Source organism: Pollutimonas rozaliensis, from assembly GCF_048751585.1.
Lineage (GTDB): Bacteria > Pseudomonadota > Gammaproteobacteria > Burkholderiales > Burkholderiaceae_B.
This window is the reverse complement of the sequence record NZ_JAZHOB010000004.1, coordinates 202,333-219,754: the sequence shown is the minus strand read 5'-3', so window position 1 is coordinate 219,754 and position 17,422 is coordinate 202,333. Positions and strand designations below refer to the sequence as shown.

Sequence of the window (17,422 nt, the reverse complement as noted above, 5' to 3'; positions counted from 1 at the left end):
TTTGAGCGTATTGCGTTTCTCATTGCGCGCCGTTTTTGTGGCGCTTTGGATCATCCTGGGCTTACTGTCCGTCAGCATCGTCTTTCCCCTGGCTTCCCCTGGAACGCGTTCATGCATGAACCTGCATTGGTCGCGCGTGCTGATGCGCTTGTGCGGGGTTGCGCTGCGCATCCGGGGCGAGCCCAAGCGCGCGGGCCCGGTGCTGTGGGTGGCGAACCATGTTTCCTGGGTCGATATCTTTGTGCTCAACAGCATACGCCCAACCGCCTTCGTGGCAAAAAGCGACATCCGGCGCTGGCCGGTGCTGGGCTGGCTGGTGGCGGGCGCGGGCACGGTCTTCATCGAAAGAGGACATCGCCATGCGGTTCGCGCGGTGGGCCACCAAATGAAGGCGCGATTCGAGCAAGGCGAGGTCGTGGGCCTGTTTCCCGAAGGCACCACATCCAGCGGCTACGATGTCGCCCCATTTCATTCGAGCCTGTTCGACGCGGCTATCCGGGCCCATGTCGATATCCAGCCGGTGGCCTTGCGCTTCACGCATCGGGGGCAGCGCAGCGACTATCTGGCATTCGTCGGCGAGCAGAACTTGATGCAGAACCTGTGGCGGCTGCTGGGCACCACCGGAGTCGTGGTCGAGCTGGTGTTCCTGCCGATCATGAGCAGCACATATTGCGAAGAGGAAGGGCGCGCCAAGGTGGCGGCTTCGGCGCATCGCGCCATACGCCGCGCCGTCATGGGCGCCGCCGTCGACGACGTTTAGCTTAATGGTGTTCCTGGTACTGGGCGCAGGGTATCTGGACCAATAGCTGATCATGCAGCCGCAGGGCCGTCAATTGCCGGCCCCAGACGCAGCCGGTATCCAGGCAGATGACGTCGGAACGGATCATCAGCCCCAGCGTAGACCAGTGCCCGAAGACGACGGTATCGTCCTTGATGGCGCGATGGGGCACATCGAACCAGGGCATGAGCCCGTCGCTGCCGTGCGATGGAGCTCCCTTGTGCGAGAATTCCATGTGTCCGCGCTCATTGCACATGCGCATGCGCGTCAAGGCATTGATGATGACGCGCAGGCGCTTGCCGCCGCTGAACTCGTCCTTCCAGTGCGCAGGTTCGTTGCCGTACATGCTGTGCAGCATTTTTTTCCAGTCCGGTCCCCGCAGAGCCGATTCCACTTCGGCGGCCAGACTCAATGTTTTTCGCACGTCCCATTTGGCCAGCACCCCGGCATGGACCAGCAAATGGCGCTGTTCGTAGTGCGCCATGGGGCAGTGGCGCAGCCAGTCGATCAGTTCCTGCGCATCGGGTGCATCCAGGATGTCGTTGAGCGTGTCGGATTTGCCGGGCTTCTTGACGCCGGCCGCCACGGCCAGCAGGTGCAGGTCGTGATTGCCCAGGACGGAAATGGCGCGGTCGCCCAGTCCCATGACCATTCTTAAGGTGCTCAGGGAATCGGGCCCCCGGTTTATAAGGTCTCCCGCGAACCAGAAACGGGCCTGCGGGTCGCGGGCGATTTCAGGATGCGCAAGCAGGGCGCGCAGTGGTTCGCAGCAGCCCTGCAGGTCGCCTATCATCCAGATGCTGGGTGCCGATGTCATGCCGCCGATTTGCTCCAGGGCCAGCGGTTCTGGTTGAATCGCCGGACATTATGCTGATTTTCCATGAGAATGAGGGCGCCCAGCGCAATGCCCAGGGCACCCAGGTTGGGAACCAGCGCAGTCACCCAGGGCGCCCACTTGCTGAGCATGCCGACATTCAGGGCCAATTGATTGAGCATGAAAAAGCCCACCCCCAGCAGGATGCCGATGAACACCTTGCTGCCCACGCCGCCGCGCCGGGTCTGCATGAAGCCGATGGGCGCCGCAATGGTGATCATGACCAGCAAGGTAAAGGGGTAGGCCATCTTGCGCCACAGGGCGACCACCTGGCGTTCGGTCTGCAACTGGTTGCTTTTAAGGTAGCCGATGTAGTCCACCAGGTCGAGTATCGACATCCGCTCGGGCGTCAGGATGCGTGCAATGAGCCGTTCGGGTGTCAGGGTGGTCTTCAGCACCCGGGTCGCCTGGGTGTCGATGCGGGTAAGAGGGGCATCCGGCTTTTTGGCGTTGGCCAGGGCGGACACCGAGCCGGCATCGATGCTGGTTTGGGTTACGTCGTCGAGCACCAGGGTGCCGTTGGTGAAATGACCTTCCTTGGCTTGCGACACCGAGGCCAGTTCCTGCCCGGCATGAAATTCATACAAGGTAATGCCGGCCACGCCGCCGCTGGACTTCAATTCGGAAATATTGATGATGCGGGTGCCGCCGCCGGCATCGGCTTCCTTGAACCAGTAGCCGCTATTCAGGCGGCTGCCGTCCGATTTGCCCAGCAAGGCCAGGCTGGCCTCGCTGCTCTTGATCTCGGCCGCCGGCGTGACGACCTCCGACAGGAAGAAGGCCCCCACCACCAGCGGGATGGTAACCACCCATAGCATGGCCAGCAGCTTCATGCCGCTGACGCCGGATACCCGCAGGATGACCAATTCATTGCGCTGCGCCAGGCCGGCCAGGGCCAGGATGGCGCCGATCAGCAGGCCTATCGGCAGCAAATCGTACAGGCGGGTAGGCAGGGCCAGCGCCTGCATGTAGAACAGGTTGAGCAGCGTGAATTTGGTGCCGACATTGTCCAGCTCTTCGATCAAGGCGAAAAAAGTGAACAGTCCGATCAGCGCCATCAGGACGACGGCGCTGGAGCGGTATATTTCGCGGGCGAGATAGCGGCGGGCGGTGCGCATTGAATGTGCTTGAGGCCTGAATTAAATGGCGAACGGAAAGATGCAAGCTTAACATTTGCGGACGGCGCAGCGGTCGTCTTACCCGGGGATTTCCACCATGTGCATGCGTTTTTGTATGGTGGCGGCGCGGGAGCGCAGATAAGACGTGCTGCGATGCGCGTCGTAATAAGCCGGGTTGGGCAGCATGGCGGCCAGCGTGGCGGCCTGGTATTGGCTCAGGCGCGCCGCGTCCGTCTTGTAGTAATGCCGGGCGGCGGCCTGGGCGCCGAACACATTCGTACCCCACTGGGCCACGTTCAGATACAGTTCCAGTATGCGTTCCTTGCTCATGGTGAACTCGATCATGTAGGTCAGGACCAGTTCCTGCCCTTTGCGCCAGTACGAACGGGAACTGGACAGAAAAAGATTCTTTGCCAACTGCTGCGTAATGGTGGAGCCGCCGCGCATCTTGCTGCGCCCGCGATCCGCCTGTTTCTGGTTGTACTCCCAAGCTTTGCGGATGGCATCCCACTCGATGCCTTCATGATCGGTGAAATTGGCGTCCTCCGAGGCGACCACGGCGCGTTTCAGGTTCTTGCTGATGTTTTCATAGGGTACCCAGCGGTATTCAAGGCTGGCCTGCGGATCCGAGGCTCGAAGCTGGGTCAGCGTGGCGTTCATGAAGGCGCTGCTTCCCGGATCGCGCACGCTTAGCCACAGCACCATGACGAGCAGGCCGAACTGGTACAGCAGCAGCGCCGCGAAGCCCAGCAGCAGCGTGGCGCCGATCAGTTTCGTCTTGTTTATTTTTCTGGCGGTCATGGCTCAAGTATAGTGAAGCTCGCGCCGCAAGGCTTCCAGTACAGGCTCCACATCGGGCATGCGGCCGTGCCATATCCGGTAGGCCGCGGCGGCTTGGCCGACCAGCATGCCCAGGCCGTCCGCCGTATGCCTGGCGCCTTGTTCCCGGGCTTGCGCCAGAAAGGCCGTGGGCCTGGCGGCGTAGACCATGTCGTAGGCCAAGGCCTCTTGCGCATACAGGTTCCGCGGCAGATCGGGCGGCGTGCCGCCCAGGCTGCTGGATGTGGCATTGATGACGATATCCCATGGACCGCCGGCCTCATCCAGGCTTCCGGCCTCAAACCTGGGCGCCAGTTGGGGCACCTGTCCCGCGACGTGGGCGCGCAGATCGCGGGCGCGCTCCGCCGTCCGATTGGCGACGCGCAACAGGGTGCAGCCTGCTTCCATGAGCGGCAGCACTACGCCTTTCGCGGCGCCGCCCGCACCGACCAGCAGGATTTTTTTTCCTGTTGGGGGGTGACCCAGCCGTTCCAGGTCCTTCAGCAGGCCCACGCCGTCGGTGTTGCAGCCGTGCAACTGGCCGTCTTGCATCCACAGGGTGTTGACGGCGCCCGCCAGGCGGGCACGCTCCGACAGATGCGCATGGGCCAGATCGAAAGCCTGCTCTTTAAAGGGCACGGTAACGTTCAGGCCGGCGCCGCCATGTTCGAAGAACTCCTGCACCGTACGCGTGAAACCATCCAGCGGGGCCAGGATGGTTTCGTACGACAGGTCGATAGCCGTCTGGCGTCCGAATTCGAGGTGAATGAAAGGAGAGCGGCTTTGGGCTATGGGGTTGCCCACGACGCCATAGCGTTTCGGTGTGCCGGATAAGGTCATGGGGTTTGGGTTTCCAGTGTCTGGTTTATAAAATTCCAGGTTCGCGTAATGGCAAGCACATCGGTTCTGGCGGCGATGGCCGGTGGCAGTGGCGGAAAGGGCGCAGCCAATTGCACGATGCGCGAGGCGGCAAGGTTGAGTACGGGGTAGGTGGAGGGCCGATCTATTTCAATGCGCTCCAGCGTACCGTCCCGGCGGATGTATACCGTCAGTTGCAGGCTTCCGTATACCTTGCCCCGCGCCTCGTCGGGGTAGTGCTCGGTGCCCAGCAGCTCGATCTTCTTGCGCCAGGCCTCCACATATTCGGCATAGTCCACCGCCTTGGCGGATGGTCCGGTGAACTGCCGCCGGGGTTGCGCGTTGTATCGCTCTATACGCTCTTTCAATGCGCTGATCCGGGCATTCAGTATCAGGCTTTCCTGGTGGCGGGCATCGGCGCCGGGGTCATTGGATTGCTCGAACAAGTCGGGCTGCTTGCGTTCGGGGCGTGTTTCCTGCTTGGATATCAGTTGGGTGAACAGGCGTTCCTGTTCTGTTTCGAGTTCTTCCTGCCGTTTTCGCAGGGCCGCCAGCACTACTTCGTCGGCCGATTGGGCCGCCGTGCGCGGCAAGGGCGAGGCAGCCTGGCCCGAGTTGGCTTCGCCTCCGCCGTTCAAGGGATTCTGCGCCAGCATCCGGGGTTGTATCGGCGCCGCCTCGCTGCGGGCATTGACCAGCGTAACTTCCAGCGTGGACGTTTCGGGTGGGCGCGCCGGCGGATCGACGAAATGCACGGTCAGCGCGGCCGCATGAATGGCCAGCGACAATACCAGGGCTATGCGCAGGTAATCGTTGTGGGGCGCATGCAGCCCCGGCGGGACGGAAAGCAAGGGCATGTTCGTGGCCTAGCGCCGGCTCGATGGATCAGGCGGCGGCGACTTCCCGCAGCCTGCAGTCCAGTTCAAGGGCAAGTTCGTCAAATCCAAGAATATCCAAAGTCACTAGCTGGCCGCGCTCGAGTTCGGGCAGCGCGGGAACCCGGATCACCAGCGGTGCGCAGTCCAGGCGCACGAGATCGTCGCGCAGCACTGTGGCCTGGACGGTGTGCATTCCCTGCTGCTGCAGCCAGCGCATGCACCAATAGCGCTCCATAGAGGATTGGTAGTCGCTCCAGGCCGCGTACTGCGAATCGAAGGCGCCGATGATGGCGAACAAATCGGCGTCCTTGGGTTTGAAGGGCGCCACCAGGCGCGCCGAAACCCCGTGCTCGGCCGTTGCCAGTATCTGCCACTGGTTGACCAGGTCCACGTAGCGGCGCAGGGGCGAGGTGGACCAGGCATACTGAGGCACGCCTATGGCCTCATGCGGCAGCGCATGGGTGGACATGCGCACCCGGCCGGCTTGCTGCGAGCGGTAGATGCCGGGTACGCCATGCTTGGCCAGCAGGCCGCCCCACAGGTTGTTGGTCAGAATCATGTATTCGGCGACCAGGCGGTCCAGCGGCGCGTTGCGGCGCCGCGGCACCAGGCGCACAGGCGTATCCGGATCGTCGTAGGGGCCGTCCAGCACAAACGAGTACTCGACCCTGTTGTTGTTTTCAGGCTTGCCGCGTATCTGCTCGCGCTGCTCCGACAGATGCTGCGCAAAGCGCCATAATGGACGCAGCCACTCGCCATGGGGCAGAACGCTTTCAGGGTCGTCCAGGGCCTCTTCGGTCACCACGGCGTCCAGCATGTCATGGCGCAGGTTTTCGCGCACCTGTATGCGTTCCAGGCGGGTCTCCCAGGAAAGCAGTTCGCCGGTTGCAAGATTGGCTTTCACATAGAGCGACAGCGCGGGCCGGGGCTGGCCGGCATCCAGCGAAAAGGCGTTGATGAGCTCGGCCGGCAGCATGGGTATCTTCAGGCCGGGAATATAGACGGTCGACATGCGGCTGCGGGCCAGCTTGTCCAGGTCGCTATCGCGGGTAACGGCCAGTCCCGGCGCGGCGATGTGGATGCCTATCGTGGCGATGTCCCCGTCCTGTGCCGAAACGGACAGCGCGTCGTCGATCTCGATGGTGCTGCTGTCATCGACCGAGTAGGCGGTTACGTCTGCCAGCGGCAGATCGGCGCCCACGTTGCCCAGCTCCACCGGCGCGAACTGCGTGCCCTTGGGAAAATGCGCCGACATGAAGCGGTGCTGGTGCAGGGCCAGTGCATGCGGCCAGGCGCCCAGCGACAGCAGCAATTTTTCGGGACTGGTGCCCAGCGTGTCGATCGCCGCCTCGAAGGCCTTCCATTCCATGGAGTTCTTGTCGGGACGGGTCAACAGCGTTTGCGCGACCGCCGCGATTTCGGGCGGCAGCGTGCCGGCCACCATCTGGTCGGTCCAGGTCTGCTGCAGGGCGGCTTGCTTCTGTTTCTTCTCGATGGCCGCCAGAGCGGCAGCCAGGATGTCGGGCGGGGCGGGGCGGTAGCAGCCCTTGCCGCGCCGATGAAAATAAGCGGGCGCGCTGTTCAGGGCGAAAATCACGGCTGCCTTTTCGACCGCGCTGGGCGGATGGCCGAAATAATCCTGGGCGAATGTGGCCGCCTCGAACTCTTCTTGCGGCGCGCATTCCCAAAGGAAGTCGATTTCCAGGGTCTGGGCAAGCGCCTGCCCCTGTTCCAGCAGGGCGGCGGGGGCCGGCTGCTCGAAGCTGAACAATACGCTGGCGTTCTTGATCTTGCTGCGCTTGCCTGACTCGGACTCAACCTGCATGGTCGAGTCGCTTTGCGAAAAAATCTTCTCCGCCTTGAAATTTCCGCTGTCTTCGTAAAGAACGTACATAGTGATCCGTCGGGGTGCGCAAAGGCGCGCATGAGGTGTGTAAGGTATTAGCTGGGAGCCAGCGCGAAGGCCAGGACCTCGGGCAGCCATTGTTCAAAATCCGAAAGACCATGGTCGCCGCCATCAAGGATGCGACCCTTGCAGCCAGAGAACCAATCCGCCATTTCGCGCCAATCAAGGACTTCGTCGCCTTTTGCCGCCAATAGGTAATAGCGCTCGGGGTGTGCCGGCCTGCCCACGGCCATTTCCGCCAGCTCGTCCACATATTCGGGCAAAAAAACGAAGGGATCGTCGGAATGGTACATGGTGTGTTCGCCCACCTGCGTTGCCAAATCCCTTGCGGCATAGACGACCGGGTTCAGGACGATAGCACGGCATTTCCAGAATTCGGCCAGGCAGGTGGCGTAATAGCCGCCCAGCGACGAACCCATGATGGTCAGATCCTTCTGGGGCTCCAGGCCGCGCGTCTTTTTCGCCTGCTCTATAAGATAAGCCGCCAGTTCGATGGCCCGCTTGGGACTGGCGGGCAATTGCGGAGCGACCCATTCGTCCCGCATGCCGCGTTCGCGCAACGCCTCGGCCAGCAGGGTGGCCTTGTGCGATTTGGGCGACGACCGGAAGCCGTGCAGATAAAGAATCATGGTGCGTCCATCTGTGCGGTTGGAGGCTATAGGCGGTCTAGAAGCTTTTGGTGCAGGCCTCCGAATCCGCCGTTGCTCATTACAAGAATCGAGTCGCCGGGCTGTGCCGCCAAGCGTATGGCTTCAATCATTTTATCCAGATCGGAGTAGGCCGTGGCGCGTTCGCCCAACGGCGCCAGGACCTTGGCGGGGTCCCACCCCAGCGCATGCTTGCCCTGGACGGCGCCGAAGCAGAAGACCAGGTCGGCCGCGGCCAGCGCGTCGGGCAGGCGTGCCGCCATGGCGCCCAGCTTCATCGTATTGGAGCGGGGCTCCAGCACGGCCAGGATGCGGCGGCTTCCCAACCGCTTGCGCAAGCCGGCCAAGGTGGTGGCGATGGCGGTAGGATGGTGCGCAAAATCATCGTAGACGTCGATGGCGCGCACAGTGCCGCGCAGCTCCATGCGCCGCTTGACGCCCTGGAAGGCCGAAAGCGCTTCTATGCCGGCCTGTGCCGAGATGCCCAGGTGCCCGGCCGCCGCCAGGGCGGCAAGCCCGTTCATCTTGTTGTGTTCGCCGGTCAACGCCCATTCGACCGTCCCCATGGCGCGGTCATCGTTCCATACTTCGAAATGCGAAGGATGGTCGTCCGCCGGCGCCCGCCATTGGCCGCCGGGGCCGAAGGTCTGGACCGGCGTCCAGCATCCGCGGGCCAGGACTCTATCCAGCGCATCGCAGGCGGCGGGACGGACAAGGAGGCCTTGCGCGGGAATGGTGCGCACCAGGTGATGGAACTGGGTTTCTATGGCTGCCAGGTCGGGGAAGATATCGGCGTGATCATATTCAAGATTGTTCAATATGGCCGTTCGCGGGCGGTAATGGACAAACTTGGAGCGTTTGTCGAAGAAGGCCGTATCGTATTCGTCGGCCTCGATCACAAATAGCGGCCGGCCCGGGTCGTAGCGCGCCGAAACCTGCAATCCCGCCGCAATTCCGCCGATCAGGAAGTTAGGCTTGCGGCCGGCATGTTCCAGTATCCAGGCCAGCATCGAGCTGGTCGTCGTCTTGCCATGAGTGCCAGCCACGGCCAGCACATGCTGGCCCTGAAGCACCTGTTCGCCCAGCCACTGCGGGCCCGATACGTAAGGCAGGCCCTGATCCAGTATGGCTTCCATCAGCGGATTGCCGCGCGTCACCACATTGCCTATGACAAACAGGTCCGGCTTCAGGCTTAGCTGATCTGTCTCGAAGCCTTCGATCAGGCGGATGCCTTGTTCTTCCAGCTGCGTGCTCATGGGCGGGTAAACGCCGGCGTCGCAACCGGTGACCGTGTGACCCGCCGAGCGCGCGATAAGCGCGAGTCCGCCCATGAACGTGCCGCAGATGCCAAGAATATGTAAGTGCATGTCTATCCTCCGTGGCGTATTGTAGTCAGGAGAGCGCCGCCGACGCGATGCTATGATGAAAGCGTTTACTGAACCCCTTCGGATTGTTCCTATGAAACGGCGAGACTTTTTACGCCAGGCCTCGCTGGCGTTTGCCGGTTGCGCGGGCCTGTCCGGGCCGATCTGGACGGCGCGAGCCGCCGCCTTGCCGCCGGACCCCTTCTATGCAAATGCGTTCCCCGGCCTGGACGACCGGCGGATCGGCCTGGATCAATACCTGGGCAAGCCGCTGGTCCTGAACTTCTGGGCGACCTGGTGCCCGCCGTGCGTCAAGGAAATGCCCGATCTGGAAGCCTTGCACCAGAAGCATAGGCATGTGCGGTTTGTGGGCCTGGCGGTGGATACGGCGGCCAATGTCCGCAAATTCGGCCAAAAGGTCCAGGTATCCTATCCCCTGCTGATTGCCGGCCACGGGGGCATCAAGCTGATGCGAGACCTGGGCAACAAGAACGGCGGCCTGCCCTTTACGGTCGTATTCGATAAAGATGGACGCATTTCCCGCCAGATACTGGGCCAAGTGAAGCCCCAGGAACTCGAGCAGATCATCGTCGGCATGAGCTGAGAACCCCGTGGGGTCGGGATCTCGAGCGCGCCCGTCGCTGGCTATTTAATGGACAAATACCGCTTTTTAGCGTAAAAAGGCGGTCTGTCTTCACAAAACATTCGCAATGGCGCAGCACATCCTAGTCTTGCACGGCCCCAACCTGAATCTGCTTGGCATCCGCGAGCCCGAAGTCTACGGGCGGCATACCTTGGCGGACATCAATCAGCGTCTGGCGCAAGTGGCGGCGGAATGCGGGGCGCACTGCGTTGCATTCCAAAGCAACCACGAAGGCGAGCTCGTCGATCGCATACAGGCGGCGCGCCAGGACCAGACCGATTTCATCATCATCAATGCGGCAGCGTACACGCATACCAGCGTAGCGCTGCGCGATGCGCTGTCAGCCGTCGAAATTCCTTTTGTTGAAGTGCATTTATCAAATGTGCATAAGCGGGAAAGCTTCCGCCATCATTCCTACCTGGCCGACAAGGCGCAGGCAGTGGTGGCGGGGCTTGGGCCCTTCGGCTATGAAGCCGCCCTGCGTTATGCTTTAGCCAGTTAAGAGCGGGACACGTCTCTTTTTAACCTTTAATCATTTGCGTTCACCCTGTGCAATGGCAGTGGGGTAATGCACGGGAAGTTGGTATGGACCTAAGAAAACTGAAAACCTTGATCGACCTCGTTGCTGAATCGGGCATCGCCGAACTCGAAATCACCGAAGGCGAGGGCAAGGTCAGAATCGTCAAATTCTCGCAAACCGTGCAACCCGTGGCCTACGCCGCCGCACCGGCGCCTGTCGCCGAAGCTCCCGCCCCGGCGGCCGCCGCTCCGGCAGCTCCGGCCGCGCCCGCGGGCCATGCGGTCAAGGCGCCCATGGTGGGCACTTTCTATCGGTCGCCCAATCCTGGTGCCTCGCCCTTCGTGGAAGTCGGCCAGTCGGTCAAGGAGGGCGAGCCGCTTTGCATTATCGAAGCCATGAAGCTGCTTAACGAGATCGAGGCCGATAAATCCGGCGTCATCAAGGAAATCCTTGTCGAAAACGGCGAGCCCGTCGAATACGGTCAACCCTTGTTTATCATCGGCTAATTCATGTTCGAAAAAATCCTTATTGCCAACCGGGGCGAGATCGCATTGCGCATTCAGCGCGCCTGCCGCGAGCTGGGCATCAAAACCGTGGTGGTGCATTCGGAAGCCGACCGCGACGCCAAATATGTCCGCCTGTCCGACGAATCCGTGTGCATCGGGCCGGCGCCGGCGCGCGACAGCTACCTGAACATGCCGGCGATCATCTCGGCCGCCGAAGTCACCGATTCCGAAGCCATACATCCCGGATACGGCTTCCTGGCCGAAAACGCGGACTTCGCCGAGCGCGTCGAAAAGAGCGGCTTCGTCTTTATCGGGCCCCGTCCCGAGTCGATCCGCATCATGGGTGACAAGGTGTGCGCCAAGCGGGCCATGATCGAGGCCGGCGTACCCGTGGTGCCCGGCTCCGAAGGCGCGCTGCCTGAAGACCCTCAGGAAATCATTCGTATTGCGCGCGAGGTCGGCTATCCCGTCATCATCAAGGCGGCCGGCGGCGGCGGTGGTCGCGGCATGCGCGTCGTGTATACCGAAGCGGCGTTATTGAATGCGGTTGCCATGACGCGCAACGAAGCGGGTGCGGCGTTCAACAACCCGGAAGTCTATATGGAGAAATTCCTCGAGAATCCTCGCCATATCGAAATCCAGGTTCTGGCCGACGGCGGGCGCAATGCCATCTGGCTGGGCGAACGCGATTGCTCCATGCAGCGGCGCCATCAGAAGGTCATCGAAGAGGCTCCCGCGCCCGGTATTGCCCGGCGCCTGATCGAACGCATCGGCGAGCGTTGCGCCGAAGCCTGCCGCAAGATCAATTATCGCGGCGCGGGCACGTTCGAGTTCCTGTACGAAAACGGCGAGTTTTTCTTCATCGAAATGAATACCCGTATTCAGGTCGAGCACACCATTACCGAGATGATTACCGGCATAGATCTGGTGCAGCAGCAGATCCTGATCGCCGCCGGCGAGAAGTTCACATTGCGCCAGCGCGACGTGCAGTTCAAGGGCCATTCGATCGAATGCCGGATCAATGCCGAAGACCCGTTCAAGTTCACGCCCAGCCCGGGCCGCATCACCAACTGGCACACACCCGGCGGTCCCGGCGTACGCATGGACTCGCATGTGTTTGCCGGCTATACCGTGCCGCCCAACTACGATTCCATGATCGCCAAGCTCATCACCTACGGCGACACACGCCAGCAGGCCATAGCGCGCATGGAAATCGCCCTGTCGGAAATGATCGTCGAAGGCGTGCTGACCAATATTCCGTTGCATCGCGAGCTGATGCAGGATGCGCGCTTTGTCGAAGGCGGCACCAGCATTCATTACCTGGAACACAAGCTGTCGCAACGGCCTTAGCCCGCGGGGCCGCCTGCTTGGCGAACAGGGGCAAGGCCCCTGTTTTACTGATGGAATAAACTATGCGCGAACTCGTGCTTATCTGCCCCGAAGCACAGGCCGAAGCGCTGTCGGATGCCTTGATCGAGGCGGGCGTACTGTCGGTATCGGTTGAGGACGCCGACGGCGACACCGATGCCGAACAGCCCCTTTTCGGCGAGCCTGGGCTTGAGCCCGATGTGCAGGCATGGCGAAACAACCGCGTGGTGGCGCTGCTGCCCGACGGCCTGGATCCGGAACTGATACTCGAACAGGTGCAGGACTCCGGCGCCGCCGATTATCGCGGCGGCGATTGGACGTTGCGGGACGTTCCCGATGCCGATTGGGTGCGCCTGACACAGGCGCAGTTTCAGCCCATACAGGTGGGCGACCGGATATGGATCGTGCCAAGCTGGCACCGCGGCAATCCCGACGTTCCCGCCGTCCAGGATCAGGCGGCGGGCGGGCTGGTCCATATAGAACTGGACCCGGGCCTGGCATTCGGCACCGGCAGCCATCCCACGACGCATTTGTGCCTGGAGTGGCTGGCCGGCAATGTGCGGGGCGGGGAAACGGTGCTGGACTACGGTTGCGGATCGGGCATTTTGGCGATAGCCGCGCGGATGCTGGGCGCTGGCCGGACGCTGGCTGTCGATATAGACGAGCAGGCCGTGCAGTCCACCCGCTACAATGCCCAGGTCAATCGGGTAGAGTTGGAAGCGATGCTGCCCGATGATCTTCCCGATGGGCAATTCCGGCTGGTAGTGGCTAATATATTGTCCAATCCCCTGAAGGTGCTTGCACCCATGCTGGCCAATCGGGTGGCGCCGCACGGGCATCTGGTGTTGTCCGGCGTGCTGGAGCGCCAGGCGCAAGAAGTCGCCCAGGCGTATGCTCCCTGGATGGAAATGAATGTATGGCGGGCCCGTGAAGGCTGGGTCTGCCTGCATGGTCAACGCCCCGCCTAGCGGTCTGGAACGATTTTACGCATATGGATTTGACCACGCGCTGCCCGCAATGCGGCACAACGTTTTCGGCTAGCCTGCAGCAGTTGCAGTTGCGCAAGGGCTATATTCGTTGCGTCAATTGCGCTCATATTTTCGACGGCTTCGAGGCCGTGGTGTCGCCGGCATCGCCAGCCCAAGAGCCGGTCATCCCGCCCAGCGTTGTCCGGCAGCGTCCGGCGCCGGCCGCGGACGCGCCCGGGCGGACCGCGCCGCAGCAAGCGGCGGGCCATACCGTATCTCCCGATGCCGAAATGCCTCGTGGCGGTACCGCCGATCCGTTCACGATTTCTTCGGGCCGTGATGCGGGTCCTCATGCAACGCGCCAGGACCCCGTTTTTCGTGTTGGCGAGCCCTTGAGCGCTCCCAAATCCAAATCCGAACCGGTGATCGGACAGCCCCAGGCAGGGCCGGCAAAGGAACCCCAGACAGGCTTGCCCCAGGTACGGCGGCGCGACGATGGCCTTGCCCCGCAAGTCTATGTGGAGCCGCGCCGCCCGGCATCCGGTCCAGGCGAGGCTGCCCCTGCGTTCCTGGACGGCGATATTGCGGCCGGCCGCAATCCGGTCCGGATCGTTTGGGCCGCGCTGGTCATTATCGGCCTTGCCCTTTTGCTGGCTCAACTGACCTACATCTATCGCGCGCAGATCGCCAACCAGGCGGCTTTCCTGCGGCCGATCCTGGAACGGGCTTGTGTCCCTTTGCATTGCAAGGTTCCGTATGCGCGCCGGATCGATGCCATTTCCATCATGAGCTCTTCATTGCGGTCGGGCTCCGCGGCAATGGCCGAAGGCGCCGCGAACCCCGCGGGCGTGGCGGGCTCGGATTCCATGGTCTTGCAACTGACGCTGCGCAATACTTACGACAAGCCTCAAGAGTGGCCGACCCTGGTGCTGGACCTGACGGATTTTTCAGGCACCTTGATCGTTCGCAAGAATCTTCCGCCCGAGAGCTATCTGGCGCCGGAGGCGAAAAATCAGCCGTTTCCAGCGGGCAGCGAAGCCTCCATAAGTGTCCCCATCGCGCTTGATGGCCTGAAGATCAACGGATATAAATTAGACAAGTTTTTTCAATAAGGATTGCAATGTCTGACAAGGTTTTGATTTGCGGGTCGGTGGCGTTCGACACCATCGCCGTGTTCGAGGGGCACTTCAAGGATCATATCCTGGCCGACAATATCCAATCGCTCAGCGTGTCTTTCTTCGTGCCGACGATGCGCAAGGAGTATGGCGGCTGCGCGGGCAATATCGCTTATAACCTGCGCCTGCTGGGCGGCAATCCGGTGCCGGTCGGCACGGTGGGCGCCGACGCGGCGGACTATATCGTCTATATGCAGCAGTTGGGCATAGACACCAGCATGATACGCGTGCTTGCCGACATGTTTACCCCGCAGTGCTTCATTACCACTGACCTGGACAACAATCAGATCGCCTCTTTTCATCCGGGCGCCATGATGCGCTCGGCCGACAACGACCTGAGCGGCCGTGCGGCGGCATGGGGCATTGTGGCGCCGGACGCCAAGGACGGCATGTTCGCGCATGCCCGCCGAATGCACGCGCAAGGCATACCCTTTATTTTCGACCTGGGCCAGGCCATGCCGCTGTTCTCCGGCGACGACATCAACGAAATGCTGAAGCTGGCCCGGATACTTACGGCCAACGATTACGAGGCCAGCGTGGTCGAGCAGCGCACAGGGCGAAGCATGCGGGAAATCGCCCAGTCCATGCAGGCGGTCGTCGTGACGCGCGGTGCGGAAGGCGCAACGCTGTATGCCGACGGCAACGAAATCCACATCGAGCCGGTCAAGGCGCAATACGTGGTCGATCCTACGGGTTGCGGCGACGCGCATCGCGCCGGTTTGCTATACGGGCTTACCCAAAATTGGAGCCTGGTCGATGCATGTCGCTTGGCGAACGTGATGGGTGGCTTTAAAATCGGTTCACGGGGTCCCCAGAATCATCGCCCGACCCGTGCCGAGATCGGCGCCGCCTTGAACCAGCGCTATGGCGTGAACCTGCTGGGCTGAACCGAAAATCCGGCATCTGTTTTAAAGGAGTATCCCATGAGTACAGTTCATACGCAGTTCGCAGGCAACCGTTCGGCTCGAACCCTGGCCGCCGTCGCTCTGCTTGGCTCGCTGGCCGTGTTGTCCGGCTGCGCCAACGATAGCGCCTCATCGTCGGTGTACAGCTACGGCCAGGCACAGCGCGAACAAGTCGTCCGCACGGGCACGGTGGAATCCGTGCGCAACGTCACCATCCAGAAAGATCGCAGCAGCGGAGCGGGCGTTCTTGCGGGCGGCGCGCTGGGCGGCGTGGCGGGCAGCGCCATAGGCGGGGGCAGGGGCAACGTGCTGGCTACCATAGGCGGGGGCATACTCGGCGCAGTGGCCGGCAATGCGGTCGAGAACCAGGTCGGCAAGACCAAGGGCCTGGAAATTACCGTTCGCCTCGATAATGGGGAAACCCGGGTCATCGCCCAGGCGGCCGATGTCGCCATCTCGGCGGGGCAGCGCGTACGCCTTATCAGCGGCAATGGCCCTACCCGCGTCGTTCCCATGTAAAGCCCGGCCTGCGTCATGACGCAGAAAAAAAGGGGCCGATCCGTAGGAATTGGCCCCTTTTCTTATGGGCGCCTGTCAAGGCTATTATTCTCGCCCCGCCTGCGCCGTGTCGCGGCACGGCCGCGCCAACGTATCAAACCCCGAATAACCTGAATGCGAAATGTTGCAGGAACATCATGGCGACCTGGGCGATGATCAGCAACACCAGCGGTGAAAGATCGAACCCGCCAAGATTGGGAAGAATGCGCCGTATGGGATCAAGCAGCGGGGCGGTCAGGGTATGCAGCACCGGCATTATGGGGGCCAGCGGATTCACCCACGACAGAATCGCCTGTATAAGCGTGAGCCATAGAATGACGTTGAATGCCCACTTGAGCACGGTGAACACCGCCGCAAGCAAAGCCGGCGGCAGGCTGTCGACCAAGGGCAGCTGCCCGGTAAGCACCCACCATGTCAAAAGCAGGAATACCAGGGCGGTCAGCCAGCAGGCGATCAGGCTGGGCCAGTCGATGCGGTTGCCTGGCGACACCACTTTGCGGATGGGTTGGACCAGCCAATCGGTGACGCGCAGCACGGCCTGGGAATAGGGATTGAAGGGGTGCAGGCGTATGGCGTAGATCCATGCGCGGATGATCAGTGCAATACCGAACAGGGAAAAGGCGATATTGATGATGAAATGCAGGGCTTCGCTGAACATGGCTGGGCTACGTGTGATTTCAGAAGCGCCATTGTCGCATGCTGGGCTTGCGGGCGGAAGATGCCGGCCGTGAAAGAGCGGCCGGCATGAAAACTGCCCGAACATGTCGGGCAGTTAGGTGCTGCGGTACTGAAAACGCATTACATCCCTATGCCGTATCCGCCGGAAAGACGGGCGGCAAGGACGGCCTTAAGGACGGCCGCCGGTAGGGAAGGGCCACGATGCGGCCGGATTGATGGTTTTCTTGGCTGCCGGCGCCGGCGTTGCCGCCTTGGTGGCCTGAGCTGCCTTCTTTACGCTGGCCTTTTTAGGAGCCGCCTTTTTAGCAGCCGGGGCTGCTTTCTTGGCTGGCGCCTTTTTGGCGGGTGCCTTGCTTGCCGCTTTCTTGGCGGGCGCTTTCTTTGCGACTGCCTTTTTGGCTACGGCTTTCTTGGCGACTGCCTTCTTGGCCACGGCCTTCTTGGCGGGTGCCTTCTTTGCGACGGCCTTTTTAGCTACCGCTTTTTTAGCTACGGCCTTCTTTGCAACGGCCTTTTTGGCTACCGTTTTCTTGGCGGCGACCTTCTTTGCTGGCGCTTTTTTAGCCACGGCTTTTTTAGCTACGGCTTTCTTGGCGACTGCTTTTTTGGCTACCGTTTTCTTGGCGGCAGTTTTGCTTGCTGCTTTTTTGGCGGGCGCCGCTTTCTTGGCGACTGCTTTCTTTGCTACGGTTTTTTTAGCGACGGCCTTTTTGGCGACCGCGGCTTTTTTAGCGACTACGGGTTTTTTTACAGCGACTTTTTTAGCGGGTGTTGCCTTCTTGGCGGGTGCAGCTTTTTTGGTAGCCGTTTTTTTTGCGGCCTTCTTGGCTGTTGCCATAGTAATGCTCCTTGAGATCGA

19 protein-coding genes are annotated in these 17,422 nt (G+C 61.6%); 9 read left to right on the top strand and 10 right to left on the bottom strand.

Annotation, left to right across the window (positions count from 1 at the left end; genetic code table 11):
* Window position 1 precedes the first annotated feature (1 nt).
* Window positions 2-760 (top strand): 1-acyl-sn-glycerol-3-phosphate acyltransferase, encoded by a 759-nt coding sequence (locus tag V0R37_RS09245; protein ID WP_420374259.1) that lies wholly within the window; start codon window positions 2-4, stop codon window positions 758-760.
* 1 nt (window position 761) lies between these two features.
* Here V0R37_RS09245 and V0R37_RS09240 read toward each other — a convergent pair whose 3' ends face one another.
* The 8 genes from V0R37_RS09240 to mpl all read right to left on the bottom strand — a co-directional run bounded on the left by V0R37_RS09240 (window position 762) and on the right by mpl (window position 9,245).
* Entirely contained in the window at window positions 762-1,595 is an 834-nt protein-coding gene (locus tag V0R37_RS09240) for a symmetrical bis(5'-nucleosyl)-tetraphosphatase (RefSeq protein WP_420374258.1), read from the bottom strand.
* Window positions 1,592-2,770 (bottom strand): LPS export ABC transporter permease LptG, encoded by a 1,179-nt coding sequence (gene lptG / locus V0R37_RS09235; RefSeq protein ID WP_420374257.1) that lies wholly within the window; start codon window positions 2,768-2,770, stop codon window positions 1,592-1,594. Before lptG ends, V0R37_RS09240 begins: the two co-directional genes overlap by 4 nt.
* A 78-nt stretch (window positions 2,771-2,848) precedes the next feature.
* A complete protein-coding gene (gene mtgA / locus V0R37_RS09230; RefSeq protein WP_420374256.1) occupies window positions 2,849-3,571 on the bottom strand; it encodes a monofunctional biosynthetic peptidoglycan transglycosylase in 723 nt (240 codons plus the stop codon).
* A 3-nt stretch (window positions 3,572-3,574) separates the two neighbouring features.
* Window positions 3,575-4,429 carry a shikimate dehydrogenase gene (gene aroE, locus V0R37_RS09225; protein ID WP_420374255.1) on the bottom strand — a complete coding sequence of 285 codons (855 nt, stop codon included), beginning with the start codon at window positions 4,427-4,429 and terminating at the stop codon, window positions 3,575-3,577.
* A complete protein-coding gene (locus tag V0R37_RS09220) occupies window positions 4,426-5,304 on the bottom strand; it encodes an energy transducer TonB (protein WP_420374254.1) in 879 nt (292 codons plus the stop codon). The genes aroE and V0R37_RS09220 overlap by 4 nt, the downstream gene beginning before the upstream one ends.
* A gap of 28 nt (window positions 5,305-5,332) precedes the next feature.
* Window positions 5,333-7,219 (bottom strand): ribonuclease catalytic domain-containing protein, encoded by a 1,887-nt coding sequence (locus V0R37_RS09215; protein ID WP_420374253.1) that lies wholly within the window; start codon window positions 7,217-7,219, stop codon window positions 5,333-5,335.
* Between the two features lie 47 nt (window positions 7,220-7,266).
* Window positions 7,267-7,860 carry a YqiA/YcfP family alpha/beta fold hydrolase gene (locus V0R37_RS09210; protein WP_420374252.1) on the bottom strand — a complete coding sequence of 198 codons (594 nt, stop codon included), beginning with the start codon at window positions 7,858-7,860 and terminating at the stop codon, window positions 7,267-7,269.
* Window positions 7,861-7,886: 26 nt separating this feature from the next.
* Window positions 7,887-9,245 (bottom strand): UDP-N-acetylmuramate:L-alanyl-gamma-D-glutamyl-meso-diaminopimelate ligase, encoded by a 1,359-nt coding sequence (gene mpl / locus V0R37_RS09205; RefSeq protein ID WP_420374251.1) that lies wholly within the window; start codon window positions 9,243-9,245, stop codon window positions 7,887-7,889.
* 91 nt (window positions 9,246-9,336) lie between these two features.
* Between mpl and V0R37_RS09200 the strand changes: the two genes are divergently transcribed.
* The 8 genes from V0R37_RS09200 to V0R37_RS09165 all read left to right on the top strand — a co-directional run bounded on the left by V0R37_RS09200 (window position 9,337) and on the right by V0R37_RS09165 (window position 15,846).
* The gene (locus tag V0R37_RS09200; protein ID WP_420374250.1) at window positions 9,337-9,846 is read left to right on the top strand and encodes a TlpA family protein disulfide reductase; all 510 of its coding nucleotides are present in this window, start codon (window positions 9,337-9,339) and stop codon (window positions 9,844-9,846) included.
* A 106-nt stretch (window positions 9,847-9,952) separates the two neighbouring features.
* On the top strand, window positions 9,953-10,387 hold the full coding sequence (gene aroQ, locus V0R37_RS09195) for a type II 3-dehydroquinate dehydratase (RefSeq protein ID WP_420374249.1): 435 nt from the start codon (window positions 9,953-9,955) through the stop codon (window positions 10,385-10,387).
* Between the two features lie 83 nt (window positions 10,388-10,470).
* Window positions 10,471-10,911, top strand: a complete 441-nt coding sequence (gene accB, locus V0R37_RS09190) for an acetyl-CoA carboxylase biotin carboxyl carrier protein (protein ID WP_420374248.1) — start codon at window positions 10,471-10,473, stop codon at window positions 10,909-10,911.
* A 3-nt stretch (window positions 10,912-10,914) separates the two neighbouring features.
* Window positions 10,915-12,261, top strand: a complete 1,347-nt coding sequence (accC, locus tag V0R37_RS09185; protein ID WP_420374247.1) for an acetyl-CoA carboxylase biotin carboxylase subunit — start codon at window positions 10,915-10,917, stop codon at window positions 12,259-12,261.
* A gap of 62 nt (window positions 12,262-12,323) precedes the next feature.
* Window positions 12,324-13,247, top strand: coding sequence for a 50S ribosomal protein L11 methyltransferase (gene prmA / locus V0R37_RS09180; RefSeq protein WP_420374246.1), 924 nt, complete (start codon window positions 12,324-12,326; stop codon window positions 13,245-13,247).
* A 23-nt stretch (window positions 13,248-13,270) separates the two neighbouring features.
* Window positions 13,271-14,359 carry a DUF3426 domain-containing protein gene (locus V0R37_RS09175; protein WP_420374245.1) on the top strand — a complete coding sequence of 363 codons (1,089 nt, stop codon included), beginning with the start codon at window positions 13,271-13,273 and terminating at the stop codon, window positions 14,357-14,359.
* A gap of 8 nt (window positions 14,360-14,367) precedes the next feature.
* Window positions 14,368-15,309: a carbohydrate kinase family protein gene (locus V0R37_RS09170; protein WP_420374244.1), complete on the top strand. Its 942-nt coding sequence runs from the start codon at window positions 14,368-14,370 to the stop codon at window positions 15,307-15,309.
* 36 nt (window positions 15,310-15,345) lie between these two features.
* Window positions 15,346-15,846 (top strand): outer membrane lipoprotein, encoded by a 501-nt coding sequence (locus V0R37_RS09165; protein WP_420374243.1) that lies wholly within the window; start codon window positions 15,346-15,348, stop codon window positions 15,844-15,846.
* A 133-nt stretch (window positions 15,847-15,979) separates the two neighbouring features.
* Here V0R37_RS09165 and V0R37_RS09160 read toward each other — a convergent pair whose 3' ends face one another.
* Both V0R37_RS09160 and V0R37_RS09155 read right to left on the bottom strand, forming a co-directional pair.
* The gene (locus V0R37_RS09160) at window positions 15,980-16,543 is read right to left on the bottom strand and encodes a YggT family protein (RefSeq protein ID WP_420374242.1); all 564 of its coding nucleotides are present in this window, start codon (window positions 16,541-16,543) and stop codon (window positions 15,980-15,982) included.
* A gap of 189 nt (window positions 16,544-16,732) precedes the next feature.
* A complete protein-coding gene (locus V0R37_RS09155; protein ID WP_420374241.1) occupies window positions 16,733-17,401 on the bottom strand; it encodes a histone H1-like DNA-binding protein in 669 nt (222 codons plus the stop codon).
* Window positions 17,402-17,422 lie beyond the last annotated feature (21 nt).